The 25,698-nt window shown below is 41.0% G+C and carries 26 protein-coding genes and 1 pseudogene; 15 read left to right on the forward strand and 12 right to left on the reverse strand.

Features of this window, described 5'->3' with window-relative positions:
* Positions 1-50 precede the first annotated feature (50 nt).
* The 6 genes from ERX37_RS08300 to ERX37_RS08325 all read left to right on the forward strand — a co-directional run bounded on the left by ERX37_RS08300 (position 51) and on the right by ERX37_RS08325 (position 4,791).
* Complete coding sequence (locus ERX37_RS08300) at positions 51-506, forward strand: GrpB family protein (RefSeq protein WP_133430208.1); 456 nt, start codon at positions 51-53, stop codon at positions 504-506.
* A 44-nt stretch (positions 507-550) separates the two neighbouring features.
* Positions 551-1,471, forward strand: coding sequence for a UDP-N-acetylmuramate dehydrogenase (gene murB / locus ERX37_RS08305; RefSeq protein WP_133430209.1), 921 nt, complete (start codon positions 551-553; stop codon positions 1,469-1,471).
* Between the two features lie 127 nt (positions 1,472-1,598).
* Positions 1,599-2,156: a response regulator transcription factor gene (locus tag ERX37_RS08310; RefSeq protein ID WP_306440575.1), complete on the forward strand. Its 558-nt coding sequence runs from the start codon at positions 1,599-1,601 to the stop codon at positions 2,154-2,156.
* Positions 2,149-3,339 (forward strand): sensor histidine kinase, encoded by a 1,191-nt coding sequence (locus ERX37_RS08315; RefSeq protein ID WP_133430211.1) that lies wholly within the window; start codon positions 2,149-2,151, stop codon positions 3,337-3,339. Before ERX37_RS08310 ends, ERX37_RS08315 begins: the two co-directional genes overlap by 8 nt.
* A gap of 67 nt (positions 3,340-3,406) precedes the next feature.
* On the forward strand, positions 3,407-3,841 hold the full coding sequence (locus tag ERX37_RS08320; protein WP_133430212.1) for a DUF2231 domain-containing protein: 435 nt from the start codon (positions 3,407-3,409) through the stop codon (positions 3,839-3,841).
* A 2-nt stretch (positions 3,842-3,843) separates the two neighbouring features.
* Positions 3,844-4,791, forward strand: a complete 948-nt coding sequence (locus ERX37_RS08325; RefSeq protein ID WP_133430213.1) for a cation diffusion facilitator family transporter — start codon at positions 3,844-3,846, stop codon at positions 4,789-4,791.
* Positions 4,792-4,819: 28 nt separating this feature from the next.
* Here the strand turns inward: ERX37_RS08325 and ERX37_RS08330 are convergent, their stop codons facing one another.
* Positions 4,820-5,542, reverse strand: coding sequence for a FixH family protein (locus ERX37_RS08330; RefSeq protein ID WP_133430214.1), 723 nt, complete (start codon positions 5,540-5,542; stop codon positions 4,820-4,822).
* Between the two features lie 199 nt (positions 5,543-5,741).
* On the opposite strand from ERX37_RS08330, the gene ERX37_RS08335 reads away from it, so the two are divergent.
* From ERX37_RS08335 to ERX37_RS08345, 3 genes are read left to right on the forward strand one after another with little or no spacing between them, the layout of a single operon-like run.
* Complete coding sequence (locus ERX37_RS08335) at positions 5,742-6,938, forward strand: GTP-binding protein (RefSeq protein ID WP_133430215.1); 1,197 nt, start codon at positions 5,742-5,744, stop codon at positions 6,936-6,938.
* Positions 6,939-6,959: 21 nt separating this feature from the next.
* Positions 6,960-7,109, forward strand: coding sequence for a 50S ribosomal protein L33 (gene rpmG, locus ERX37_RS08340; protein ID WP_133430216.1), 150 nt, complete (start codon positions 6,960-6,962; stop codon positions 7,107-7,109).
* A 45-nt stretch (positions 7,110-7,154) separates the two neighbouring features.
* Positions 7,155-8,246: an NAD(P)-binding domain-containing protein gene (locus tag ERX37_RS08345; RefSeq protein ID WP_165982009.1), complete on the forward strand. Its 1,092-nt coding sequence runs from the start codon at positions 7,155-7,157 to the stop codon at positions 8,244-8,246.
* A 31-nt stretch (positions 8,247-8,277) separates the two neighbouring features.
* Here the strand turns inward: ERX37_RS08345 and nrdF are convergent, their stop codons facing one another.
* Genes nrdF through nrdI form a run of 3 tightly spaced genes read right to left on the reverse strand, consistent with a single transcriptional unit; the run spans position 8,278 to position 11,723 of the window.
* Positions 8,278-9,243, reverse strand: coding sequence for a class 1b ribonucleoside-diphosphate reductase subunit beta (gene nrdF / locus ERX37_RS08350; protein ID WP_133430218.1), 966 nt, complete (start codon positions 9,241-9,243; stop codon positions 8,278-8,280).
* Positions 9,244-9,268: 25 nt separating this feature from the next.
* Positions 9,269-11,374 carry a class 1b ribonucleoside-diphosphate reductase subunit alpha gene (gene nrdE, locus ERX37_RS08355; RefSeq protein WP_133430219.1) on the reverse strand — a complete coding sequence of 702 codons (2,106 nt, stop codon included), beginning with the start codon at positions 11,372-11,374 and terminating at the stop codon, positions 9,269-9,271.
* A complete protein-coding gene (gene nrdI, locus ERX37_RS08360; RefSeq protein WP_133430220.1) occupies positions 11,346-11,723 on the reverse strand; it encodes a class Ib ribonucleoside-diphosphate reductase assembly flavoprotein NrdI in 378 nt (125 codons plus the stop codon). Before nrdI ends, nrdE begins: the two co-directional genes overlap by 29 nt.
* A gap of 307 nt (positions 11,724-12,030) precedes the next feature.
* On the opposite strand from nrdI, the gene ERX37_RS08365 reads away from it, so the two are divergent.
* From ERX37_RS08365 to ERX37_RS08385, 5 genes are all read left to right on the forward strand, one after another.
* Positions 12,031-12,879 (forward strand): DMT family transporter, encoded by an 849-nt coding sequence (locus ERX37_RS08365; RefSeq protein WP_133430221.1) that lies wholly within the window; start codon positions 12,031-12,033, stop codon positions 12,877-12,879.
* 50 nt (positions 12,880-12,929) lie between these two features.
* Positions 12,930-13,424 carry a preQ(1) synthase gene (queF, locus tag ERX37_RS08370; protein WP_133430222.1) on the forward strand — a complete coding sequence of 165 codons (495 nt, stop codon included), beginning with the start codon at positions 12,930-12,932 and terminating at the stop codon, positions 13,422-13,424.
* 116 nt (positions 13,425-13,540) lie between these two features.
* Positions 13,541-15,013: a peptide MFS transporter gene (locus ERX37_RS08375; protein ID WP_133430362.1), complete on the forward strand. Its 1,473-nt coding sequence runs from the start codon at positions 13,541-13,543 to the stop codon at positions 15,011-15,013.
* 148 nt (positions 15,014-15,161) lie between these two features.
* A complete protein-coding gene (locus tag ERX37_RS08380; protein ID WP_133430223.1) occupies positions 15,162-16,664 on the forward strand; it encodes a peptide MFS transporter in 1,503 nt (500 codons plus the stop codon).
* Between the two features lie 73 nt (positions 16,665-16,737).
* Positions 16,738-17,649: a diacylglycerol/lipid kinase family protein gene (locus tag ERX37_RS08385; RefSeq protein WP_133430224.1), complete on the forward strand. Its 912-nt coding sequence runs from the start codon at positions 16,738-16,740 to the stop codon at positions 17,647-17,649.
* A gap of 40 nt (positions 17,650-17,689) precedes the next feature.
* Here ERX37_RS08385 and ERX37_RS08390 read toward each other — a convergent pair whose 3' ends face one another.
* The 8 genes and pseudogenes from ERX37_RS08390 to ERX37_RS08415 form a co-directional block, all read right to left on the reverse strand.
* Positions 17,690-18,226 (reverse strand): 5' nucleotidase, NT5C type, encoded by a 537-nt coding sequence (locus ERX37_RS08390; RefSeq protein ID WP_133430225.1) that lies wholly within the window; start codon positions 18,224-18,226, stop codon positions 17,690-17,692.
* Positions 18,227-18,367: a hypothetical protein gene (locus ERX37_RS11435; protein WP_165982010.1), complete on the reverse strand. Its 141-nt coding sequence runs from the start codon at positions 18,365-18,367 to the stop codon at positions 18,227-18,229.
* 35 nt (positions 18,368-18,402) lie between these two features.
* A pseudogene (locus tag ERX37_RS11790) lies at positions 18,403-18,517 on the reverse strand (aminotransferase class I/II-fold pyridoxal phosphate-dependent enzyme); the annotation flags it as partial.
* Between the two features lie 14 nt (positions 18,518-18,531).
* On the reverse strand, positions 18,532-18,669 hold the full coding sequence (locus ERX37_RS11440; RefSeq protein WP_165982011.1) for a hypothetical protein: 138 nt from the start codon (positions 18,667-18,669) through the stop codon (positions 18,532-18,534).
* A gap of 13 nt (positions 18,670-18,682) precedes the next feature.
* Positions 18,683-20,197 carry an ABC transporter permease/substrate-binding protein gene (locus tag ERX37_RS08400; protein ID WP_133430226.1) on the reverse strand — a complete coding sequence of 505 codons (1,515 nt, stop codon included), beginning with the start codon at positions 20,195-20,197 and terminating at the stop codon, positions 18,683-18,685.
* Positions 20,197-21,117, reverse strand: a complete 921-nt coding sequence (locus tag ERX37_RS08405) for an ABC transporter ATP-binding protein (protein ID WP_133430227.1) — start codon at positions 21,115-21,117, stop codon at positions 20,197-20,199. The genes ERX37_RS08400 and ERX37_RS08405 overlap by 1 nt, the downstream gene beginning before the upstream one ends.
* Before the next feature lie 39 nt (positions 21,118-21,156).
* On the reverse strand, positions 21,157-22,914 hold the full coding sequence (gene recQ, locus ERX37_RS08410) for a DNA helicase RecQ (RefSeq protein ID WP_133430363.1): 1,758 nt from the start codon (positions 22,912-22,914) through the stop codon (positions 21,157-21,159).
* 7 nt (positions 22,915-22,921) lie between these two features.
* The gene (locus ERX37_RS08415) at positions 22,922-24,778 is read right to left on the reverse strand and encodes an ABC-F family ATP-binding cassette domain-containing protein (protein WP_133430228.1); all 1,857 of its coding nucleotides are present in this window, start codon (positions 24,776-24,778) and stop codon (positions 22,922-22,924) included.
* An 89-nt stretch (positions 24,779-24,867) separates the two neighbouring features.
* On the opposite strand from ERX37_RS08415, the gene ERX37_RS08420 reads away from it, so the two are divergent.
* Entirely contained in the window at positions 24,868-25,683 is an 816-nt protein-coding gene (locus ERX37_RS08420) for a ZIP family metal transporter (RefSeq protein ID WP_133430229.1), read from the forward strand.
* Positions 25,684-25,698: the final 15 nt, after the last annotated feature.

Here is a 25,698-nt window from a genome sequence, read left to right on the forward strand (position 1 = left end):
ATACCTAAACAATGCATCAATATAAATACTAATTACTAGCAGAGGTTAATATGCATCCTACATTCAATGAAATACATCAACTTTTAATCAACTTACTGGACTCACCTGTAATCGATGTTATTCATGTCGGCAGTACTGTTTTTAATGAAACAGGCGTGCTCGATGTGCTTGTCATCGTACCGAGTCTGCACGCCATGACCACGCTGGACGAAAAGCGTCTGAACCAGGCAGGATTTTACAGACTGCATCATCCCTACCACAAAAAATGTGTCTTCAGCCAGTTTAACAGTTTGACCTCACTTGACGAAAAATGCCGCCTGCTTATCGTTGAAGAGAACAGTAAAAAAGCAGCCTTATACCTTGAAAGCCAGCACATGCTCGAGCAATCCCGTGAGCTGAGAAATCAGTTTAAAGATTATAAAACCGGTATCAGCCACCTCATAAAAAAAGATTACGAATCTGCGAAGTCTGACTGGTTCAGAATGAATATCGCAAATAAGCGCTAATATTGCTATAATATAGTTTAAGATTGTACGAAAGGGCGAACTCCATGATCGATAATAAAATACTGCAAGAATTGATGACGCTGATTCCTGGTGAATTGATTAAAGTCAATGAACCGCTGAAAAAATATACTTATACAGAAACAGGTGGTAACGCCGACTGCTATATTTCACCGAGACGTTACGAAGAAGTCAGTGCGGTGATGAAATTTGCTAAAACACATCATATTCCTGTGACCTTTCTCGGCAATGGTTCTAATATCATCATTCGAGATGGTGGCATAAGAGGTATTGTTATTAGTCTACTTAACTTTACAGATGTGATGGTAGAATATGATCAGATTACCGCGGGAAGCGGTGCTGCTATTATAGAAGTCTCCCGCGTTGCACGCGACCATCACCTGACCGGTCTGGAATTTGCCTGTGGTATTCCTGGCTCGATCGGTGGCGCTGTCTATATGAACGCAGGTGCCTATGGCGGCGAAGTCAAAGACTGTATCGACCATGCTAAAGTGGTCAATGAAGAAGGCGATATTCTTGTATTATCTAAAGATGAGCTTGAGCTTGACTATCGCACAAGTTCCATTCAAAGTCAGCATCTTGTTGTGCTAGAAGCTACTTTTAATCTTGAACGCGGCGATATTACTGTTATTCAGGCAAAGATGGATGATTTGACTCAGCGACGTGAAGATAAGCAGCCTTTGGAATATCCTTCATGTGGCAGTGTTTTCAGACGTCCTCCAGGTCATTTTGCCGGACAGCTGATTCAGGAAGCGGGACTTCAAGGCCATAGAATTGGTGGCGTCGAAGTCTCCAAAAAACATGCAGGCTTCATTGTTAATGTTGATAACGGGACAGCAACAGATTACGAAGAGATGATTGCTCATGTCAGAAAAACGGTACTGCAGCATGCAGGAGTGGAGCTACAGCCTGAAGTCAGAATTATAGGAGAAAAAACAGCGGACTAGTCTGCTGTTTTTTCATTAGGTAAATAAGATGAATCTATTATTGATCGAAGATGACTTGCGCTTAGGAAAAATGACAAAATTGCTGCTGGAGAAGATAAATCATCATGTCAGCTGACAGACTGACGGCATAACCGGTCTGGATTATGCTCAGTACGCCTCACCCGATGTGATTCTCATCGACTGGATGCTGCCTGGTCTGTCGGGCATCGAAATCGTCAGCGCTTTACGTGAGACACAGATAGATACACCTATCATTCTCCTGACGGCCAAAGGAGAAATAGAAGATAAACTGACAGCTTTTTCTTTAGGTGCAGATGATTATATGGTGAAGCCCTTTGATATTGATGAGCTTAACATGCGGATATTAGCGCTCAACAGACGAGCAGAAAAACGACTTGTCTCCCGTCTCACTTTCTCTGAATTAACGCTGCAACCTGAAAAGGGTACTGTTACATTGGATGACCACCCTCTTGCTCTGACCAAGAAGGAATATCTACTGCTGGAACTACTGATGCATCACTCAGATGGTGTTGTTTCAAAAGACCTTATTCTTGATAAAGTATGGGATATCGATGATGATGTCAGTCAGAATGCTGTGGAGGCATTAATCGGTCGACTACGTAAAAAAATAACACCTATTACCATTCGCTCAATCCGGAATATGGGGTATCAGCTCAGTGACTAAGGAACTAAAAAAACTTTTCATTACTTTCTCAGCTGCTATATTTCTGTTATTACTTTCTTTTTCCGCCATCGCATATTTCAGTCTGGCCTCAAGCATCCAGTATCAGCAGCGACTTGAATCCAGTCAAAAAATCAAAGAAGAACAGCAGGAGCATTTCATCGCTACAGCTGATGGACTCAAGCTTTCTTTAAAGGAATCACAATCTGATGAAGAAGAACCTGTTATTTACTTCATTACAAATGAAAAAAACATGATTAAATCATCAAATTACGGCAGTGCTATTATTGATGAAGTTTATCAGCAGATTAAACCAAACACAAAGGTCAATCATCAGCACTTATCTCTTAACAATAAACATTTCACTGTTGCAGCCAATGAAGTCAGAACGGCTCATGAAGTATACTGGATTTATACCATTCATGATTCTACTGAAGCCTATCACGGTCTCAAGCAATTAAGAGTCACATTGATCAGTCTGATATTGATATACGTTTTACTTATCGGTTTACTTGCCTACTTGTTTGCCAGACGGGCTATCAGACCTTATGAAGAAAGTATTGAACGAGAGCGTCAGTTCATCCAGGATGCTACTCATGAATTAAAGACACCCCTCGCTGTCATATACTCGGCAACTGATATCATTAAATTATTTGATTCCGACCGCTTATCACATGAAAGTACAGATGCACTCTCCGATTTAAGAACAGAAATTCAGGATATGAATCTTCTGGTAACCGATTTAACCCAGCTATCCAGACGCCCGGTACTTGAAAGTGTTAATTTATCGGCTATTGCAGAGGACGCAGCGAGAAAACTATCCATTCATTCGAGAATAAAAAAGGATATTAAAGTGAATGGAGATGAACAATCTTTAAAAAGAATGATCTATATTCTAGTGGATAATGCCAGAAAATATAATCACGATAGTGTCAAAATAGCACTTTCACTCTCCTCAACTGAACAGATGGCAGAACTGACTGTGAGAGATAATGGAGCTGGCGTGGCAGAAGAGGACCTGCCTTTTATTTTCGATCGTTTTTATCGTTCCAGCGGACAGCAGCATATTAAAGGTTCTGGTATTGGTCTGTCGCTTCTGAAGAATATAGTAGAAGCTCATAGTGGACAGTATGAAGCTTATAACGATGACGGATTTGTTGTAAAAATAAAACTGCCAAAACGTTAATTTATCAGTTTATTATCAGTTTGAAGTGTTATCTTTTCAATATCAAATTGAAAAGAGGTTATTATATATGCCATTACATCCATTAATTGTTCACTTCCCAATCGCTTTATTAATACTCGGCACGCTAATCGAACTTGCTTCATTAAAATATAGAGAGCAGTTGAACATGACTGGTACTGTATTACTCATCAGCGGTGTTATAACGGGTGTTATCTCGTATATGACAGGTGACAGTGCAGAACGCTTTGCTGAGATGCATTTCGGTAATATTGAAGCTGTGGTTCATCAGCATAAACAAATGGCTCTTGGTGCTATGTTCTTATTCGGTGCAGCTGCTGCTTTAAAATTATTAACACATTTCACTCTAAGATATAGAAAAGAACTTCTGATTGTTGTCTTAATACTTTCTATTTTAGGAAGTGGTTTCCTCGCCTATACTGGACACCTTGGAGGACAAATCGTATATCAGAACAATAAAATAACAAATATACAAGGAGAATAAAGATGAGAAAAACACTCTCTCAACCTACGTACTATCACCATGTAGAACATTTAAAAGAACAGCAAGGTTCAAAGAAAACATTATGGGCTTCCTTAATCATCACATTGTTCTTCACTTTAGTAGAGTTTGTAGGCGGACTGCTTTCAAATTCGCTGGCCTTACTATCTGATTCTGCACATATGCTCAGTGATGTGCTGGCGCTTGGATTGTCCATGATTGCCATCTATTTCGCTGCAAAGGCCCCTACTGCCCGTTATACATTCGGCTATTTAAGGCTTGAAATTCTAGCAGCTTTATTAAACGGACTTGCACTTATCGTTATTGCCATTGGTATTTGTTACGAAGGTATTATGCGTATCATTCAGCCGCAGACTGTAGACGTTAAATTGATGCTGACTATTTCTGTAATTGGTCTTATCGTCAATATCATTCTGACTATCATTCTGGCCCGTTCTCTCAAAGGTGAGGATAACATCAATGTACAGAGCGCCCTGTGGCACTTTATCGGGGATCTGCTGAATTCAGTAGGAGTGATTGTGGCAGTTGTCATCATCTACTTCACTCAGTGGGTACTGATTGATCCGATTCTCAGCATCCTCATCTCACTGATTATTCTGCGCGGTGGCTACAAAATTGTGAAAAACGCGTGGGATATTCTGATGGCTAAAGTACCTGACGAACTGGATACTGATGATATTATTGCCCGTATGAAAGAACATCCCAATGTACTGGATGTTCATGAGTTTCATTTATCCGCTATCACAACTGGTCACTACACTCTCTCCGCGCATGTTGTCGTCGATAATAAAGGAGATGCTGAGAACTATCAGGTCATCAATGATATCGCCGCTATGCTGAAAGATGATTATAAACTTGATCATACTACCTTACAGATTGAACACTTGCAGGCCAACCATCTCGATGATCCATACTTCGAACAAATAAAATAAGAGCCAGAGGGCATATGCCCTCCGGCTCTTATTTTATTGTGAATATCGAATCATTATGAACATGGAAACCGTCTTTACTTTCTGCGTGCGCTGTCACTTCATATTTGCCTTGCTGTTCGAATGTTTCTGTTCCTTCGTACTGGCCATCATGAGTTTCTTTTAAATCTACCCATTTCACTGTGCCATCCGGCTGTTTAACTTCAAGCCTTGTCATCAAGTCTTTTTTGGCTTGTCCGTCCTTATCCTCTACATGAATCATCAAGTTCACTTCTTTATTTTTTTCTGCAGTGATAGGCATAATATGTACTGAACCCTCATGATGGTGCTCATGTTCATGTGTCGCTGCCTTTGTATCCCCAATCACAATCGTTTTATCCGGCATTGTATGCTGATTTTTAGCTGTCACGTGACTGATGACTTTGTAGCTGTCATCTTCATTAAAGATATAAGGCAATGAATAGACCCCTTCTTTTGATTCTTTCACCATTTTTTTGACGGAGTGATCACTTTCTCCATCTTTGATGATTTCAAACATCACTTCATCTGCATCATCAATCGCTTTGCCGCCCTGAGTCACTTTAGCCTGCAAATTAACTTTCTCGCCCACTTTTCCTTTCTCAGGAACTGTCAGATCTACCTTAACAGGTTGAACGGATTCCTCTGCTGATGCTTTTTCATTCTGTTTTTCCTGAGTCTGTCCACAGGCTGCAAGTGTCAGACCTGCTGTTAAGATAAGTGCTAGTTTTTTCATATGTATGCTCCTTCTGTCTCCTCGATATAAGTTCTATTATCTGGATTACACTTTTATTAATCAATGGCGAAATCGTGACAAAATTCTGAATGGATGGCAGAGTTTTCATTTTTGACATATTTAAATTTCCAGCTTTACAAATTCTTATTTATCTAGTAATATTATAAAACGTAATAATTACGTATTGGGGGTTTGTAAAATGAAAGTACCTATTACGGTGCTAAGCGGCTTTCTTGGTGCCGGTAAAACAACGCTCCTTAATCATATCCTGAGCAATCAGCAGGATAAGCGCATCGGTGTGCTCGTCAATGATATGAGTGAAGTGAATATAGATGCTGAACTTGCTGTCATGAGTCGCAGTGATGAGAAAATGATTCAGCTGCAGAACGGTTGTATCTGCTGTACATTACGCGAGGATCTGCTGATTGAGATTAATCGTCTTGTCAGTGAAAATGACCTTGATTATATCGTCATTGAATCGACGGGTATTTCTGAGCCTCTTCCCGTGGCTCAGACACTGACTTTGGAAGATGAGGTACTCGGCATACATCTCGCTGATAAAACAGTTCTGGATACAATGGTGACAGTCGTCGATGCGCATCAGTTCTGGGATGATTTCGCGTCTGGTGATTCTCTAGTAGACCGTCAGATGGGTAATGATCAGAGCGACGAACGCGAAATCATTGATCTGCTGATCGATCAGATAGAGTTCTCAAACGTCATCCTGCTCAACAAAGTCGATATGATTGATAAGGAAGGTGTCCAGGAACTGAAAGCATTGCTTAAACAGTTAAATCCTGACGCACAAGTTTATGAGACAGTGAATTCCGAGATTAATCTGGACTATATCCTGAATACTCACCTTTTCGATCTTGAAAAGGCCAGTCAGAGTGCGGGCTGGATTAAGGAACTGAACGAGGAACATGTACCGGAGACAGAGGAATATGGCATCGCTTCTTTCGTCTATAGAAGACAGCGACCATTCCATGCTGAACGCTTCAGGAGCTGGCTTGAGGATTTCCCGCTGACTGTCGTCCGGGCGAAAGGCTTCTACTGGCTTGCTACGCGTAATGATATGTGCGGACTGATGTCTCAGGCAGGCAGCTCCATCCAGCTGCAAGGTGCAGGAGAATGGATTGCCACTTACAGTCCTGAAGAAATAGCAGAAGAAATGAAGGAAGATCCAGCACTGAATTCTCGTTGGGATGAGACATACGGTGACCGCCAGACAGAGCTGGTCTTTATCGGTATTGATATGGATAAGGAATTAATTACACAGTCCCTTGATGCCGCACTGCTCACTGATGAAGAGATGAAGATGGACTGGTCTACAATGGCTGACCCATTACCTGCCTACATAGTAGCTGAAACAGAGGCAGATATTATTTTAAATTAAACTAAAAGGAGAATGAATATAATGAGAGTAAATGTCACTTTAGCTTGTACAGAATGTGGAGACCGTAACTATATCACTAAGAAAAATAAACGTAACAATCCTGAGCGTATTGAACTGATGAAATACTGTCCAAGACTTAAAAAATATACATTGCACAGAGAAACAAAATAATAACCAGACATCATCACGATGTCTTTTTTTAATGGAGGCTTATATATGAAGACTTTAATTGTTGGCGGCGGTATACACGGCGTGACTATCGCCTTAAAATTACTGAATGCGGGATATGAGGACTTCGCAATTATGGATCCAGCTGACTTAACCGGTCAGTGGCAGAAGTTGACGACTAAAATCAATATGGGGCATTTACGTTCTCCTGTTGTTCACCATATCCATCCTGATCCGTATGACTTAAAACGCTATGCCAAAAAAGAAGATTACAGTCAGCCATTCAGTGGCTATTATCAGCGGCCGCAGCTCGAGATGTTCAACAATCATATGAATAATCTGATTAAAGAATATCAACTTGAAAATTATCATATACGTGAAAAAGCCGTCTCTATAGAACCCGGCTACATTATCAATGGTAAGCATCAGGCTGAGCAGCTGATACTGGCGACAGGCATCAATCATCTACACTATATACCTGAGTTTATGGCAGATGTCGCCCACTACCAGCATCTCTTCGATTCAAGTCAGCCACTTGCGTCCGACATAGATGTTGTCATCGGTGGTGGCATTACTGCTTGTCATGCTGTCAGAGAACTCACTAAAAAGCGTCACGTTACACTCATCATGAGGCATGCCATCAGGACACATGAACTCGATTCTGATCCCGGCTGGCTCGGTCCACGCAATATGTCAGCATTCAATAAAATAGATGACTATAAAGAGCGCCGCAGTATCATTAAAGAAGCACGTCACCGCGGCTCGATGCCTGCCCACTTAAAGCAGTCGCTTAAATTTCTCGAAAGTGAAGGCAGAGTGACGCTTATTAAGGGTGAAGTCGCCTCAGCAGATCATCAATATCTCTATTTAACAGATGGACGCGTTATTCCTTATCAATCTATCGCTCTTGCGACAGGCTGTGAACAAGCTATCGCGAAAGACCCACTTGTCTCACAGATCATTCAGACATTTAACCCGCCACTCGCCCCATGCGGTTATCCGATTGTCACGCACGACCTGGAATGGTTTGATCATGTCTATGTCTCAGGCCCACTGGCAGAACTGGAACTCGGACCCGTGTCACGCAATATCATCGGCGGACGAAAGGCATCCGCACGTATCTGTCAGGCCATCAGTTAAAGCAAAAAAAAAAGACCTCTGAGGTCTTTTTTTAGTTGAAGATGAAATCTTCGTCTGTCAATGCTTCTACATTTAATGCGAGCACATAGCCATCACCTTTGACACTAAAGAAGTCATGGTTCTTCGTGCTTGTATTGAGGGCATTTTCAATAATCGGATTGAAGCCACGCTCTTCAAAATAAGGTTCGAAACCAAGATTCGCGAGTGCTTTATTGCCGTTATACTGTACATAATTCAGCACATCTTCAGTAAGTCCGACCCTATCATAAAGTGAGCGTGTATATGATTCCTCGTTGCGGTATAAGTCATCGAGCATCGCATACATCTCTTTATCCGCTCTCAGTTTATCATCATCTGATAATTCGTTTCTCAGACTCTGTGCATCAAGACCTGTGAAGACACCGTGGATTGACTCATCCAGTAATATTTTGCGGATGATTTCTCCTGATGTCGTCATCTGTCCTTGTCCTGCCAAGTAGAGTGGGTAATAGAAGCCACTATAGAAGAGGAAGGTTTCAAGAAAGACGGACGCGACGCGTGCCATATACTGGTCATAGATACTAGCTTCTTTAGTCCAAAGTTTATGATACTTCTCTAAAATACGGTCTGCTTTATACGTTAGATGTGGTTCATTCGGCACCCATTCATTCAACAGCTCGTCTGTTTCATTTGTCGGCAGTAATGTCGTAAAGATATGGGAATAACTTTTCGCATGGATATTCTCCATCATGCCCATAAATGAGTAGACAGCTTTTTTACGAAGGTCTGTTGTATGCATCATGATAAGCGGCATTCCGTCATCGGCCTGTTGTGTATCCAGACCGGTCAGACCTGCCAGTGCGTGATTAAATGTATATTTCTCATCTTCAGTCAGCTCTTTCCAGCTGGCGATATCTTTTGATACTTTGAATTCTGTCTCCACCCACATCTGTGAGATATTCTGGCGCCAGAACATATTGGTCATGTCTTCCTGCGTATTCCAGTTAACTGCTTTCATCTTAACCCATCCTTGCTTTAATTAATTAAATCGCACAGCTCGTACATTCTTCAACGCTGAGTAATTTATTACGTGTATAGTAAAGTGATTTCAGTCCTTTATGGTGTGCGTAGACATATAGACGTGACAGTTCACGTGTTGAGATCTCCGAGTTCACAAACAGAATCGTTGAGATACCTTGGTCGATATGCTGCTGAATCACGGCGACCAGATCGATCAGTTTCATCTGATCCGTACTGAATGCTGATTTATAGAACCACATTGTCTCAGGAGACAGGAACGGCATCGGATAGAATGTCTCAGCATTTCCGTAAGTACGACGTTCAATCTGATCAACAATCGGCATCACTGAACTTGTCGCATTCTGCACATATGAAATGCTTTGTGTCGGCGCAATCGCAAGACGATAAGCATGGAACAGACCATGTTCTTTTACTTTGTCGCTTAAGTCCTGCCAGTCTTCTTCGTTCGGGATGTGAATGTTGTCAAATAAAGCTAGAACCTTATCTGATTTCGGTGCAAAACTTTCATTGATATAACGCTCAAAATACTTGCCTGATTTGTAATCAGATTTGTCGAAGTCAGCATATACTTCCTGACGCTCCTTAGCAATTTCCATCGAACGCTCAATAGAATAGAAGTTCAGCATCATAAAGAATGTATTCACAAAATCTTTTGCTTCATCTGATTCATAGGCAATCTTATTCTTCGCTAAATAACCATGCAGATTCATGACACCGAGACCGACTGAATGAAGCTCACGGTTTGCCTTTGCTACACCTGGTGCATTTTTGATATCCGCTTCATCACTGACTGTCGTCAAAGCATCCATACCGATATGTACAGATTCTTTTACTTTACCTGATTCCATCACATTGACGATATTGAGCGAACCTAAGTTACAGGAAATATCACGTTTAATTTCATCTTCAGTGCCATAATCATTAATAACAGATGTCTCCTGTAACTGGAAGATTTCCGTACAAAGGTTACTCATCTTAATCTGACCGATATCACTGTTCGCGTGCACTTTATTGGCATTATCTTTAAACATCAAATAAGGATAACCTGACTGCAGCTGTGTCTGTGCAATCGTGTTCAACATTTCACGCGCATCTTTTGATTTCTTCATGATATTCGGATTTTTAATCATTTCATCATACATCTCATCCAGATTAATATCATCTAATGTCTGACCATACTCCGCCTCAACTGTATGAGGTGCGAACATGTAGAAATCTTTCCCTTCTTTCGCCAGATCGAAGAACTTAGAAGGTACAATCAGACCTGTCGAGATAGTTGACAGACGTAAGTCTTCATCCGCATTCACTTTCTTCGTATCTAAAAATTCAAGTACATCGTAATGGAAAATATTTAGATATACTGCACCGGCACCCGGACGCTGACCTAATTGATCGGCGTAACTGAAGCCCCCTTCAAGTGCTTTAGCAACAGGTAAGACACCCTTAGCGACACCTTTAATACCTTTAATCGCTTCACCACGAGCGCGTAGTTTAGATAAATTGATCGCAACACCGCCACCAATTTTAGATAATTGTTTAGCTGTAGAATCGATATAGTTGATTGAATTGAGTGAATCATCGACTTCAAGCAGGAAACATGACACAAGTTCACCTCGACGTGCACGCCCCGCATTTAGGAATGTGGGTGTGGCAGGCTGATAACGCTGTTCAACCATTGCATTGATCAGTTCTTTAGCTTTTTCTGCATCCCCTTTAGCCAGATAAAGACTGACAATCACGACATGCTGCTTATAGTCTTCTAAATATTGCTTCTTATCGTTCGTCTTCAATGAATAATCTTTGAAGAATTTACTTGCTGACATATAACTCGCAAATTGAAAAGGCAGTTCTTCAGCAGAAGCGATAATTTCAGTCAGTGCTTCTTCTGAGTAAACTTCAAATAAATTATAGTAAAAATGATGGTCTACTAAATAATGCAGACGCTCTAGTGGTGAATCAAAATGAATCGTCTTTGCTTCAACTTCTTCAAGGTAGACAGCAAGTGCTTCCTGGTCTTTCTCAATATCAAAGAAACCATCCGCACGGCGCTTTGTCACCTGGTTATTCAGTTCAATGTGATTATACTGTTTGTCGTCTAAGACTTTCATTCAATTCATCCACCTTTTCATTAAATAATTGTACATCGCTTGGGTTGCCATGAAGTTCGAACTTCATCAGCAAGGGTACATGATATTCTGCCGCAATCAAGTCACCTGATTTTGCAAAATTCTGCCCCCAGTTACGGTTCCCACTGCTCGCTACACCTGCTAAATAATAGGCGTGTCTGTTCAGAAAATGACGCACAGCATCCGGCACTTCTCCGAATCCTATTGTGCCTGTCACCATAATAAAAGGCTCATCGACTGTCTGTGTCTCAAGCAGTGACTCACCTTCAAACTTTGATTTCTGTAAGAAACGTCTCACATTGCCAGTGAGCGAATAGTAGATTATCTTCACTTTTATCACTCCATATGTAAAAAAGCGTTTTCTTGACCATTAAAGAATAAAACACAACATATTGTGTTTGAATTCACGTTAGACCACAAGATATATGAAATATTATAGCACGTTTGTTCGCCATTTCAATCGATTATACCCATAAAAAAATATATTTAGAATCTTGACTTTTAACTAAGATTCTTAACTCGTTGCCCCACCTAGCTTTCAGAAATTATTACATTTTAGTGACACGGTAAATCAGATTTCTTCTCTAAAATAGGCAGTGTGTTAAAATGAATTATTCATTATAGAAAGGTTGTTAAAGATGAACCATTTACAAAAAGGCATCTTTTCTCTTCTCATTGCTTCACTTGGCTTCAGTCTGATGGGTGCTTTTGTTAAACTGTCAGGTGACATTCCTGTCTTGCAGAAAACATTTTTCCGTAATTTGGTGGGCATGGTGATTCCTCTTTATTTTGTGTTCAAAAATAAAGAGAGACTCTTTGGTCAACTGAAAAATCAGCCACTGTTGATCGCAAGAAGCTCATTCGGGCTGTTAGGTGTTGTTTTGAATTACATTACAATTGATCGCATGGTGCTGAGTGACGCCGATATGCTGAATAAGCTCAGTCCCTTCTTTACTATCTTACTCTGTGCACTCTTTCTTAAAGAAAGAATTCGCAGCTATCAGGTTATCGCCATCATCATCGCCTTTTTAGGCTCACTCTTCATCATCAAACCTAGTTTTTCGAGTGATATGACGATTGCGCTAATCGGCGTGGCAGGCGCCTTTTTCGCCGGCTGCGCTTATACAACATTACGCATCCTCGGACAGCGTGAGAAGTTCTATACGACTGTATTCTATTTTTCTTTCTTCTCAACAGTCGTACTCCTGCCGTTTGTTATTTTTCAATATGCACCGATGACGACGGCACAGACAATTTATCTGCTTCTGTCCGGCATATTCGCAACGGTTGGACAATTCGGTATTACGATAGCTTATCAGTTTGCACCTGCAAAAGATATTTCCATCTTTTTCTATGCGACCGTCTTCTTCAGTGCAATCATCAGCTTTCTCTTATTCAGACAAGTGCCTGATATGATGAGTTTCCTCGGTTATATCATTGTCTTCAGTGCCAGTTACTATATGTTCCAAAAAACAAAGCTTGAGTAATCCATCACTTTGTAGTAGTATCAGAACGATTAAAAAAAGGAGGCATTATTATGTCACGTTCCAACGATGAACTTCAGGATATTACACTACTCGGCAATCAAAATAATAAATACTTATATGAATATGACCCTTCTGTCCTTGAGTCATTCGACAATAAACATCCGGGTCGCGATTATTTCGTTAAATTCAATTGTCCGGAATTCACCAGTCTTTGTCCAATTACCGGTCAGCCTGATTTTGCCACCATCTATATCAGCTATATCCCTCACATTAAAATGGTAGAATCGAAATCATTGAAACTTTACCTATTCAGTTTCCGTAATCATGGAGACTTTCACGAGGACTGCATGAATATTATTATGAATGATTTAATCGATCTGATGGATCCTCACTACATTGAAGTATGGGGTAAATTCACGCCACGTGGAGGCATTTCAATTGATCCTTATACGAATTATGGTAGACCCGATTCAAAATATGCAGAAATGGCACATTATCGTCTGATGAATCATGATTTATACCCTGAAACTATTACTAATCGCTAACATAAAATTGTCAGAGAATTAAAAACAGTGTATATTTAATACATTGTTTTTATTTTTTATATAAGAGAGGAAAATTAAGTTTGGCACAACATTCACGCGAAGAAATCGTCAATAGTATGCCGCGGACAGGTTTCTTTGGGCATCCGAAAGGGTTGTTCACCCTGATGATCACAGAATTCTGGGAACGTTTCAGTTACTATGGTATGCGTGCGATTCTGGCATTCTATCTGTATTATGAAACATCCAAGGGCGGTTTTGGTCTTGAGGAAAGTACGGCACTGCAGATCGTTTCTATTTATGGTGCCTTAATCTATATGAGTGGTATCATCGGCGGCTGGGTAGCAGATAGACTGCTCGGTACCCGACATTCGATCCTAATCGGCGCTGTTTTAATAATGATTGGTCATATTTTGTTATCACTACCTAATAATTTCACCGTATTTTTATTTGCATTATTCTTTCTAATTATCGGTACCGGTTTATTAAAGCCGAATATTTCATCAAATGTCGGTGAACTTTATTTAAAGAATGATTCAAAAGTAGATTCTGCATTTACCTTGTTTGTCATGTCTATTAACTTAGGTGCTTTTCTGTCACCTCTTCTTGTCGGCTGGTTGCAGACTCGTTTTAGCTTCCATGCCGGTTTCGCTGCTGCTGCAATAGGAATGTTTATCGGTCTCGTAATCTATATACTGACTGCTAAAAAGACACTGGGTCTTTCAGGTCTCAGTGTTCCGAATCCGATTACAGCTGAAACACGCAAAAAGACATGGCTTTACGTCGGTTTACTGTTCGTTGCAATCATCATTTACATTATGATTTTGAACGTTCTGAACATGCTGAATTTGCAGTCACTCAGTTTAACTATTTCTATTCTAGGTGTTGTGCTGCCCGTTATTTATTTTATAACGATGTTCTTATCACATAAGACAACTAAAGTTGAGAAATCACGTCTACTCGCCTATATTCCATTATTTCTAGCTTCAGTGATGTTCTGGATGATTCAGGAACAAGGTGCGACAGTACTGGCCAGCTTCTCTGACAAGCGTACGCAGCTTGATTTAAATGTCGTCACAAATGGTCTGATTGACTTTACAATTCCAGCCGCATGGTTCCAGTCACTGAACCCACTGTTCATTGTGACACTTGCACCTTTTGTCGCTTCGTTATGGATTCGACTCGGCCGCTTCAACCCACCGACTGTTATTAAATTCGGTATCGCATTAATGCTTGCAGGTTCAAGTTTCCTTGTTATGATTTTACCGTTGATGTCAGGAAACGCATTGATCAATCCATTCTGGCTTGTTCTTAGCTTCTTCCTTGTCACTGTGGCGGAGCTGTGTCTGTCTCCTGTCGGATTATCAACAACAACTAAGCTTGCACCACAGGCATTCACTGCGCAGATGATGAGTATCTGGTTCTTATCTAACACAATGGCCCAAGGCTTGAATGCTCAGTTAGTCAATATTTACACAACCATTGACTCTACACATTACTTCGGTTATTTTGGCGCTATTGCCATTGGTCTAGGTATCCTCATAATGCTCATCAGTCCTTTCATAAAAAAACTGATGCAAGGCATTCACTAAGCTTAAACATAGAGCACTCATTTTTGAGTGCTCTTTTTATTTGCATCTATTTAAGTAATTTGAAAATTCCAACTTTTTAAACAACTATTGTTCTTTTATGTTGACATCTATACAATAATATTAAATCAAACAGACAGGAGTTGTATCAATGAAACACACTAGAGAAGAGATGGTCAACAGTGTACCGCACACAGGATTCTTTGGCCATCCAAAAGGATTAGGTATTCTCTTCTTCGTAGAATTCTGGGAACGTTTCAGTTACTACGGTATGAGAGCCATCCTCGTCTACTATATGTACGACAAGATCGTCAATGGCGGACTGGGAATGGAACAGACAACCGCTGCAAGTATTGCCTCGATGTACGGCGCACTTATCTTTATGACAGGCATCGTCGGGGGCTGGCTTGCTGACCGGGTACTTGGTTCAAGACGTTCACTGATGTACGGAGCTGTACTCATTATGGCGGGTCATATTGCCATGAGTCTGCCATTTGGTATTCCAGCATTCCTGGCTTCAATGTTTTTAATTATTGTCGGTTCGGGCCTTATGAAACCGAATATTTCAAACGTTGTAGGCGGTCTTTACCACAAGAGTGATAATCGCATGGATGCAGGGTTTGTTATCTTCTATATGTCCGTCAATATGGGCGCACTTGCTGCACCATTTATCGTCGGCGCACTGCAGAAGAATTATAATTACCATATCGGCTTTTTAGCAGCAGCTATCGGTATGGCACTTGCATTACTCGCATATATCATCTTCCAGAAGCGTTCGCTCGGGCTTGTCGGTCTTGAACCAAGCCATCCTCTGAACACTGAAGAAAAAGCGAAGTATAAGAAAGTAATCACAACATCTCTTATTGTGTTAATCGCTGTCCTTGTCATCACCTATATGACAGGTATTCTGACATTCGGTACTTTTTCAATCGTTGTAACAGTATTAGGTGTCTTACTGCCCATCATCTATTTCCGTACAATGTATACAAGTAAAGATGTCACTGCAACAGAAAAATCCAGACTACTTGCTTATGTACCTCTCTTTATTGCAGGTGTAATGTTCTGGTCAATCCAGGAACAAGGTGCTAACGTACTGAGTATCTTTGCTAAAGAACATACTCAGCTTGATCTGAATAAATTATATGGTTTTGATTTCATCGTTCCTGCAGCATGGTTCCAGTCTATCAATCCATTCTTTATCGTACTATTAGCACCTTTTATTTCAGCTTTATGGTCTAAACTTGGCAAGTATAACCCATCTACACCTATTAAGTTCGCACTTGGTTTATTATTCGCAGGTGTATCATTTCTGATCATGCTCATTCCTGCCTTAACAAGTTCAGACAGTTTATATAATCCTTTATGGCTGGTACTGTCATTCTTCCTCTGTGTTATCGGTGAGCTTTGTTTATCACCGACCGGTTCATCTGTATCAGTAAAATTAGCACCTGAAGCGTTCAGCTCTCAGATGCTGAGTCTCTGGTTCCTAACAAATGCTTCAGCACAGGCGATCAATGCACAGCTGGTCAAATTAGTAGAGCCACTCGGCTATACCAACTACTTCGGTTTTATTGGTGGTATTGCCATCGTTCTATTCATTATTCTGCTCTTCATGAATAAATGGGTAACACGTAAAATGGAAGGGATTCATTAACTTACACGTCCATGAAGTGGACGTGTTTTTTTAATTAAAATGGGTAAAATAGATGTGAAAGTGAGGTGTCTATATGATTAGTTTCAATAAAGGTATACTCTTCTATCATGACGCAGCGGGTCAAGGTGATGTTCACGCAGAACTGGGAGGCGTTACAGCCCATCTGCTTAAAATCTGTAAAGAACTAGTGATATATAGAAGTGATGCAGAAGGTGATATCAGAAAATACTGCCATACTATCAAAGAAGAACAAAAAGATTATGATGTTCTTTTTATATTAGGTGGCGATGGGACCGTTCACGAGCTGGTGAATGGTGTACTGGAAGCAAATTTAAACCTACCGATCGGCATTCTGCCAGGAGGTACATTTAACGATTTCACTAAAACATTGAATCTACCGCCTACACCTGTTGAGGCAGTTCAAGTACTGGTAGAAGGTCATGTCAGACATATAGATGTGATGAAGGCAAATGACCGCTTTGTGCTTAATTTTATCGGAATGGGACTGATAGTAGAAAATTCTGAAGCTGTCGTTGATGAACATAAAAGTAAGTTCGGGAAATTCAGCTATCTTTTCTCAACACTGAAGACAGTTACAGATCCGACTTTCTTTGATTATGAACTGACAGTCGATGGTGAAAAAAGCACAGGCACCGCTTCTATGATCGTCGTTGCTAACGGGAAATTTGTCGGAGGCAACCGCATTCCGCTGAAGGAACTCATTCCAGATGACGGGAAAATGCATGCTTTTATTTTCAAGAACGGCGGCATTAAAATCTTCACGGAGATGGTCAAAGAAAAAACGACTGATAACTGGAACTCTATCAGCAAGAATGTCGAACATCTTGAAGGAACAACGATGCAGATTCATACGAAGCGAGAGATGGAAGTCGATGTCGACGGAGAAATCGATTTAAAGACACCTGTAAATATTGAAATTCTGAATAAAAGGCTCCGTTTATTCGCAGGACCTGACCAACTATAACTCAAAAGGGGATGGCACATCATGTGCCATCCCCTTTTCACTATGAGTGAGTGCCGAAGAAATAATCTTCAACTTCCTGCCAGCTATGAACGCGGTCAAAGCCTTCTTCATTGATGTTATGTGCGGCATTAAACATAATCCCTTTTCCTTTAAAAGCAGCCAGTTGCTTCGGATTATCGTCAATCAGATAGTCTGTGCCGACAATACCTTTATCTCCACAGAAAATAAAATGCTGTGGATCAAGGAATGGAAAGTGCTCAAGCAGCCATTCGTATTTAGCATCGAATGAAGTGGGTACATCCATTGCTGCTGTTGCAATGTAAACATCATACGATTCTGTTAGACGTTTAACGACACGCACAGCATCCGGAAATACTTCAAGATCTCTGAAAAAACTGCGGTCCAGTAGTAGATTTGACAGGTGATCAACATGCTGAGGGTGAATATCCCGTAATTTCACACCTTGCAGTTCTTCAGCTGTCACCTTCTCTCCGGACGCCTCATTAAATTTAAAAATAACCTTTTTTAGTGTATCAGCGAGTACTTCATCCATATCGATTGCAATCGTTTCTCTCATTTAATCTGCCTCCTTGAAATATTGTTCCAGACTGTCTATAACAACTGTATTCTGGTCATGGCTGCCAATTGTTACTTTGACGCCTCCTGGCATAGATCTTGCAATAATATCTGACTGAAGCAGATAATGATTCAGTTTCATACTATCCACTTCTTTAATATAAACGAAATTCGTCATGCCTTAGAGAATGTCCGTAGTACGATTAATATTATGATAACGCTCTCTTAATTTTATAGAGTCAGGATAATCTGCAGCTGTTACATATTCTACATATGCTTCATCAAGAACAACAGTCGCCTACTTGATCAAGAAATACCATCAGCTCTTCTTCTCTGAAATGAGGATAACTTCATCATGTCACCTTCGATGCTCAACTCTCTTTTAAGAACATCAGCCATTTTTCCCGGCTGATAGATATTGAGCTCTGCAAGTCTTTTCTTCATAACGAACCCGCTTCTATTTAATCAGTTGCTGTTTCTTTAAATAATCATGCGCGACATCAGCCGCTTTCTTTTTCTTATAAGCTACATCATAGTTCATCTGCTGCATTTCTTCATCTGTAATATGTCCAGACAACTCATTCAGAGCATCTGCTACTTCAGGATATTTTTCTACCGTCTCTTTCTTCAGTAACGGTGCTCCTTGATAAGGTGGAAACAGATTCTGATCATCCTGCAGCACGACCATATCATATTTTTTCAGTTCAGCATCTGTTGAATATGCATCAATTAAATCCAGTTTATTACTTTCAATCGCCTGATAGCGAATTTTCGGTTCCATTGTTTTCACATTCGATAATTGAATGCCATATTTCTTCTGAACGCCCTTATAACCATCTTCACGGTCATTGAACTCAAGTGTAAACCCTGCTCTTACTTTATCTTCAACCTTTTTAAGGTCAGAGATTGTTTTCAGACCATGTTCCTCAGCATATGACCGCTTGACAGCAAGCGCGTACGTATTGTTGTATTTCATAGGATCAAGAAGTGCCATATCATACTGACGAGCAATGCTTTCTTTTGCCTGCTGATAAACCGCTTCCTCCGTGTTCCCTTTAGGTGTTTCTTTTACCAGCTCTCCTAGAACAGTTCCTGTAAATTCAAGATACCCGTCAATTTCTCCTGATTTAAGCGCATTGAATAAAAATGATGTTTTACCAAGACCCGGCTGTACTTCTACAGTGACATCTGTCCGGTCCTCGATCAGCTGTTTATACATGTGCGTAATAATCTCAGGCTCCGTACCTAGTTTACCAGCCAGTTCAATCTGTCCTTTATCTTTTGAGAATAAAGGAATAATAGACATCAATAAGGCAAATAAAAATATAGCACCGAGCACCAGTCCAATTTTCTTATAAGACAAATTCTGCATATAGCGCAGCAGCACATCGAAGAAAATAGCAAGTATAGCTGCAGGAATCGCACCTAGTAAAATGAGGGACATATTATTGCGGTCAATACCTAGTAAGATTAAATCTCCCAGACCACCAGCACCAATAAAAGCTGCTAATGTAGCTGTACCAATAATAAGCACCATTGCTGTACGAATACCAGCCATAATAACGGGCATAGCAAGGGGCAATTCCACACGTGTCAATCTACGAAAAGGATTCATTCCAATACCGCTTGCTGCTTCTTTCAGTGAAGGGTCCACTTCTTTGATCCCTGTATAAGTATTACGCAGAATCGGCAGCAGGGCATAGATGACTAGTGCGATGATAGCAGGTACACGACCAATCCCAAATAGAGGAATCATCAGACCAAGCAGTGCAAGAGAAGGAATCGTCTGCATAACAGCCGCTATATTAATGATAGGTTCCGCAATTTTCTCTCTTCGCGTCAGCAGTATACCAAGAGGTACTGCAATAAACATAGCAATCAGTAACGCAATAAATGATATCTGAATGTGTTCAATGAGTGCTGACCAGAGCTCTCCCTGACGTGACTGAAATGTTGAGATAAATTCTTTCATTAGATTTTACCGCCTTTCCCGAGCATCTCAAAGACGGACGAACGCGTCATTGCACCTATGTAATCCTTATCCACTACATTCAGCTGTTCATGTTCAGCGAGCAGCTGATAGAGCTCACTGACAGATGTTCTAGCTGCCACAGACGGGAATCGTGCATCATAAGGTAAATCAACTGCACATTCTGCCGCTGTCCGTTCAATAGATGCGTTACCAATAAATGATTGAACAAAATCATTATTTGGTGTTTCAATAAATTCTTTAGGCGTTCCAATCTGTTCAATTCTGCCTTGATTCATCAGACAGACACGGTCACCCAGTTTAAATGCTTCATTAATGTCATGTGTAACAAAAATAATAGTCTTATTGATCTCAGACTGTAAGGCTAATAAATCATCCTGCAGTTTCTCACGACTGATCGGATCCAGTGCACTGAACGGCTCATCCATCAGAATAACAGGTGGATCTGCTGCAAGTGCTCTAATCACACCGATACGCTGCTGTTGTCCACCTGATAATTCAGACGGATAACGATTTCTGAACTGTTCATGCGGCAATCCGACCATATCAAGCAAACGATTGATTTTATCATCAATCATATTAGTCTTCCATTTTTTCATCATCGGTACTTGAGCGATATTATCGCGCACAGTCATATGTGGAAATAGCGCAATCTGCTGCAGGACATATCCGATATCCCAGCGCATCTCATCCAGTTTGTAGTTACTGATAGGATGACCTTTAAAATAAATATAGCCGCTCGATAAAGGAATAAGACGGTTAATCATTTTTAATGTCGTGGTCTTACCGCATCCTGACGGACCGATCAACACGAAAAATTCGCCTTCTTTTACTTCAAATGAAATATGATCAACTGCTGCTTTCTTACCGTAAATTTTAGAAACATCATCAAATTTTATCATGCCTTCACCTCTCTATCATAATAGCCTCATTAGTATCCATTAAACCGGGGTCTGATATCTTTTTATCGCTTCAATAAACTTAGGACAGTAATGCTTAAGTTTATAGGCACCGACACCTTCTATTTGAAACATCTCCTGCTTTGAAATGGGCTGTTTCTGAGCGAATAATGTCAATGTATGATCCGAGAAAATAGTGAAAGGTGGAATCTTCATCGACTCGGCTAGTTCTTTTCTTACTTCTTTTAATTTTTCGAACAACATTTCATCCATTTCCACTAATGTGTGAATAGTGACCCGCTCATTATAACGAACAGGATGATAATGCGTCATCAGTTTGACTTCATCAAATAAAATGTCCTTTGCACTTTCATGAGCGCTCAGTTTGCCCTCATATTCATCCACATAGCCATTGAACAGCAGTGTATCGATAAACCCATGAATATCTTTCGATTCATATTCCTTCATGAGCCCGAATGTACTTAGATGCGAATAGTCATGATGAGGAAAGTTCTCTCCTCTTATCACTTTAGTCAACACACTTTTACTTACAGCTGTCTTCATACGCAGTAGACAGCTCAATAGTTTTTTAGCTTCTGTTGTCATATCATAATCCGCTTCTTTAAGACAATTCGTACATCTGCCGCATGGTTCTAAATGTTCTGCCGGATTAAAATAATTGATCAGCGTTCCTTGCAGACATTGAGTAGTCTTCGTATACTGCACCATTTTTTCCAGCTTCTCTTTTTTCTTTTCCTGAATAGACTCATCAGCTGTATTACCGATGAAGAACTGCTGAAGTCGAATATCCTGTTCACTGAACAACAGAATGCACTCACTCGGCAGTCCATCCCGACCTGCACGGCCTGCTTCCTGATAATACGATTCCAGATCCTGAGGTAAATTGTAGTGAATAACATATCTGACATTGGATTTATCAATCCCCATCCCGAAAGCATTCGTTGCAATCATGACTGGACAGTTATCATTTACGAAATCACTCTGATTCTGTTCTCTGGTATCTGCCGGCAGACCCGCATGATAGATGGTATGTTTAATGCCATAATCACTGAACTGCTCTCCTAATGCCTCTACCTGCTTACGTGTCGATACGTAAATAATCCCTGAATCCTGAATATGTTCCTTAATATAACGTCTGACCATTTTATCCTTCTGAAACGTCGGATCAACATTAAAAGCTAAATTCTCTCTTTTAATACTGGTCTCAACGACATAGTGATCCGGGATATGCAGCAGTGTCTGAATATCATTTCTGACATCTACTGTTGCAGTCGCTGTTACTGCCATGCACGGCGCACCGAAATGCATCACTTGTCCGACGACTTGTCGGTAGCTCGGTCTGAAGTCATGTCCCCATTTAGAAATACAGTGTGCTTCATCAAAAGCGATAAGCCTGATATCAAGTCGCGCTAACAGATTTCTAAAATGATTCTGTTCGAACCGTTCTGGTGCAACATACAGAAAACGATACTCTCCATTCAACAGCCCTGCTTCAACAGCACGCGACTCCGCTGCTTTCTGCTGACTATTTAAATAAGCTGCTTTAATGCCGGCTGCTGTCAGTGCGTCTACCTGGTCCTTCATCAGTGAAATCAGCGGACTGATGACGAGTGTCAGTCCACCCAGGGCAATACCAGATACTTGATAACAGATAGATTTCCCGCCACCTGTCGGCAATATACCTAATGATGACTGCCCTTGCGTTGCATACTCAATCAGTGCTCTCTGTCCTATTCTGAATTCCTGAAAACCATAATATTTCTGTAAAATCTGTTCCAGCTTCATTCTACTCCATCCGTTCTGCGAGTTCGCTCCACTCTATAAAAGCCTCTTCATATCGCGTATTCAGACTGTCCCGTTCTGCTGTCAGTTCATTCAAACGCTCATAATTTGTCGTCTCTGCTGCCAGCTTACGGTCTGTCTCTTCCATTTGCTGCTCCAGCTGTTCGATTTCTTCTCCCAGCGCCTTGAAACGTCGTTTATCGTTATAACTCACTCTCGTCTGTGTTCTCACTTCTTTAACAGCTGTTTCCTTTACAGGTGAGACCTGCATCGCCTTTTTATAACCCAGGTAATCTTCAAAATCGCCAAGAATCTGCTGAATCGTCATATCAGTGAGATACCAGTATTTATTCACTACCTTATCAAGAAAATAACGGTCATGACTCACTGTCAATACTGCCCCGCTGAATTCCGATAAGTACTGTTCAAGAATCGTCAATGTCTCTGTATCAAGATCATTGGTCGGTTCATCGAGTAACAGCACATTCGGCCCCTCTATCAGGATGCTGAGAAGATAAAGGCGCTTTTTCTCGCCACCTGATAGTCTATGAATCAATGTGCCGTGCGTACAGGATGGAAACAAGAAACGTTCAAGTAACTGGGTCACTGAAATCTTAGTGCCATCTTTCTGAGTGGCTTCCTCAGCTTTTTCGCGCAGAAAATCAATCACTCGCATATTTTCATTCATTTTGCTGTTCGCCTGTTTATAGTAGCCAATTTTCACTGTCTGACCAATTTTCACTGTTCCTTCGTAATCAATCAGATTTTCACTCAGTATATTGAGGAGCGTTGATTTGCCGCTTCCATTCTCACCGACGATACCAATTCTGTCTGTCGTCTGGACAATAGTAGAGAAGTCTGAAAACAATTGACGGTCTCCTAGACTGATGCCGATATGATCTAGTTCAAAGACTTGTTTTCCCAGACGTTGATGATTCAAGTCAATAGACATCTGATCCTTCGTCTGATGCTCTCCAACTTTTTCTTCTATAGACTTAAAACGGTCAATACGTGCCTGCTGTTTCGTTGTTCTCGCTTTAGCCCCTTTTCTCATCCAGGCAAGTTCCTGTTTATAGAGCTGTTTTTCTTTATGCTGCACACGTTCTGCTGTCAGTTCCTCTTCAGCTTTCTGGGCAATATAAGCATCATAGTTGCCTGTGTAATGATGTAATCTGCCATTTCTCAGTTCGATAATGCGGTCAGTCACTTCATTCAGAAAGAAACGGTCGTGTGTCACAGTCAGAACGGCTTTCGGATAACTTCTAATAAATTGAATAAGCCATGCGATAGACTCAAAGTCCAAATGGTTGGTCGGCTCATCCAGCAGAAGAAGGTCAGGTTTAGATAATAATGTTCTGGCTAAGGCAACACGCTTCTGCTGCCCCCCGCTCATAGCCTGTAGGGGTTGTTCATGATTCATAATACCTAGTTTTGTCAAAATAGTTTTAGCCTCTGCCTGGTAGCTGAAACCGTCTACCGCTTCGATCTGCTCCTGCAAAGTGTTGAATTCAGTCATGATATGCTCTGTCATCTCAGTAGACATCTGCTGCAGTACACGTTCGTAATCCATCAGCAGTCTGACGACTGGACTATTAGTATCGAGAACATTCTGCAAGGCATTCTTATCCAGTTCAAGAACCGGATCCTGAGCTGCATAACTGATTTTGAAGCCGTTCGGATGTGTGACAATACCGTTATGCGGTTCAATTTCAGATATAGCTTTAAGGAGCGCACTTTTGCCTGTTCCATTGATACCGACGAGTGCGATCTTCTCACCTTCTGAGATGCTCAAGTTAACCTGATCAAATATCGTTTTGTCACCATATTGCTTTGCTAAATTCTCTATCTTATATGCTTCCATCAGTAACCTCTTTCTGATAAATGTGATATGATATTGATATTGTCAAAATTCATTATTATATTATACACTTTTACTGATAAGGAGGCACTATGTTCGAATGGTTCAGTGAGTTATCACATGTATATCAAGCATTAATTGCAGGTCTCTTCACCTGGAGTATGACCGCTCTTGGAGCAGCGGTCGTCTTCCTCGTCCGGACCGTTAACAACAAATTACTAAATACGATGCAAGGTTTCGCAGCGGGCGTCATGATCGCTGCCTCGTTCTGGTCTCTCCTTGCACCTGCACTTGAATTCAGCGAAAAGGCAGGACAGATTGCCTGGATGCCTGCCGCTACCGGCTTCCTACTCGGGGGTTTCTTCATTAGAGGACTGGATGTCGTCATTCCTCATATGCATGCCCATGCATCACCTGGTCATCAAACTGAGGGCCGTAAAAGCAACTTAAAGAAATCCACTTTACTACTGCTGGCCATCACACTTCATAATATACCAGAGGGACTTGCATTAGGCGTTGCCTTTGGTGCAATCGGTCATGCAACAGGTGAAGGAGCACTGATGGCAGCGGTCGGGCTTGCAATCGGAATCGGTATTCAGAATATCCCTGAAGGCACCGCACTCAGTCTTCCGATACATGGGGATGGTAAATCAAAATGGCAGGCTTTTAATTTCGGACAGGCATCAGCACTCGTCGAACCTATTTTTGCGGTTATTGGTGCCGCTGCTATTCTTCTCGTTACCCCACTACTGCCCTACGCACTTGCATTTGCAGCGGGCGCTATGATTTTCGTAGTGGTCGAAGAATTGATTCCAGAATCACAATCCGGTGAAAACACAGATCTCGCAACACTCGGATTAATGGTCGGTTTTACTATTATGATGATACTCGATGTATCTCTCGGCTAGACAAAAAAACCTTTA

This window comes from Macrococcus hajekii, from assembly GCF_004359505.1.
In the GTDB taxonomy this organism is placed as follows: Bacteria; Bacillota; Bacilli; order Staphylococcales; family Staphylococcaceae; genus Macrococcus; species Macrococcus hajekii.

What these genes read in the sequence shown, in the direction of transcription:
- ERX37_RS08300 (WP_133430208.1), top strand. Translation starts at nt 51, where the DNA reads ATGCATCCTACATTCAATGAAATACATCAACTTTTAATCAACTTACTG.
- murB (WP_133430209.1), top strand. Translation starts at nt 551, where the DNA reads ATGATCGATAATAAAATACTGCAAGAATTGATGACGCTGATTCCTGGT.
- ERX37_RS08320 (WP_133430212.1), top strand. Translation starts at nt 3,407, where the DNA reads ATGCCATTACATCCATTAATTGTTCACTTCCCAATCGCTTTATTAATA.
- ERX37_RS08325 (WP_133430213.1), top strand. Translation starts at nt 3,844, where the DNA reads ATGAGAAAAACACTCTCTCAACCTACGTACTATCACCATGTAGAACAT.
- ERX37_RS08330 (WP_133430214.1), bottom strand. Translation starts at nt 5,542, where the DNA reads ATGAAAAAACTAGCACTTATCTTAACAGCAGGTCTGACACTTGCAGCC.
- ERX37_RS08335 (WP_133430215.1), top strand. Translation starts at nt 5,742, where the DNA reads ATGAAAGTACCTATTACGGTGCTAAGCGGCTTTCTTGGTGCCGGTAAA.
- rpmG (WP_133430216.1), top strand. Translation starts at nt 6,960, where the DNA reads ATGAGAGTAAATGTCACTTTAGCTTGTACAGAATGTGGAGACCGTAAC.
- ERX37_RS08345 (WP_165982009.1), top strand. Translation starts at nt 7,155, where the DNA reads ATGAAGACTTTAATTGTTGGCGGCGGTATACACGGCGTGACTATCGCC.
- nrdF (WP_133430218.1), bottom strand. Translation starts at nt 9,243, where the DNA reads ATGAAAGCAGTTAACTGGAATACGCAGGAAGACATGACCAATATGTTC.
- nrdE (WP_133430219.1), bottom strand. Translation starts at nt 11,374, where the DNA reads ATGAAAGTCTTAGACGACAAACAGTATAATCACATTGAACTGAATAAC.
- ERX37_RS08365 (WP_133430221.1), top strand. Translation starts at nt 12,031, where the DNA reads ATGAACCATTTACAAAAAGGCATCTTTTCTCTTCTCATTGCTTCACTT.
- queF (WP_133430222.1), top strand. Translation starts at nt 12,930, where the DNA reads ATGTCACGTTCCAACGATGAACTTCAGGATATTACACTACTCGGCAAT.
- ERX37_RS08375 (WP_133430362.1), top strand. Translation starts at nt 13,541, where the DNA reads ATGCCGCGGACAGGTTTCTTTGGGCATCCGAAAGGGTTGTTCACCCTG.
- ERX37_RS08380 (WP_133430223.1), top strand. Translation starts at nt 15,162, where the DNA reads ATGAAACACACTAGAGAAGAGATGGTCAACAGTGTACCGCACACAGGA.
- ERX37_RS08385 (WP_133430224.1), top strand. Translation starts at nt 16,738, where the DNA reads ATGATTAGTTTCAATAAAGGTATACTCTTCTATCATGACGCAGCGGGT.
- ERX37_RS08390 (WP_133430225.1), bottom strand. Translation starts at nt 18,226, where the DNA reads ATGAGAGAAACGATTGCAATCGATATGGATGAAGTACTCGCTGATACA.
- ERX37_RS11435 (WP_165982010.1), bottom strand. Translation starts at nt 18,367, where the DNA reads ATGAAACTGAATCATTATCTGCTTCAGTCAGATATTATTGCAAGATCT.
- ERX37_RS11440 (WP_165982011.1), bottom strand. Translation starts at nt 18,669, where the DNA reads ATGAAGAAAAGACTTGCAGAGCTCAATATCTATCAGCCGGGAAAAATG.
- ERX37_RS08400 (WP_133430226.1), bottom strand. Translation starts at nt 20,197, where the DNA reads ATGAAAGAATTTATCTCAACATTTCAGTCACGTCAGGGAGAGCTCTGG.
- ERX37_RS08405 (WP_133430227.1), bottom strand. Translation starts at nt 21,117, where the DNA reads ATGATAAAATTTGATGATGTTTCTAAAATTTACGGTAAGAAAGCAGCA.
- ERX37_RS08415 (WP_133430228.1), bottom strand. Translation starts at nt 24,778, where the DNA reads ATGGAAGCATATAAGATAGAGAATTTAGCAAAGCAATATGGTGACAAA.
- ERX37_RS08420 (WP_133430229.1), top strand. Translation starts at nt 24,868, where the DNA reads ATGTTCGAATGGTTCAGTGAGTTATCACATGTATATCAAGCATTAATT.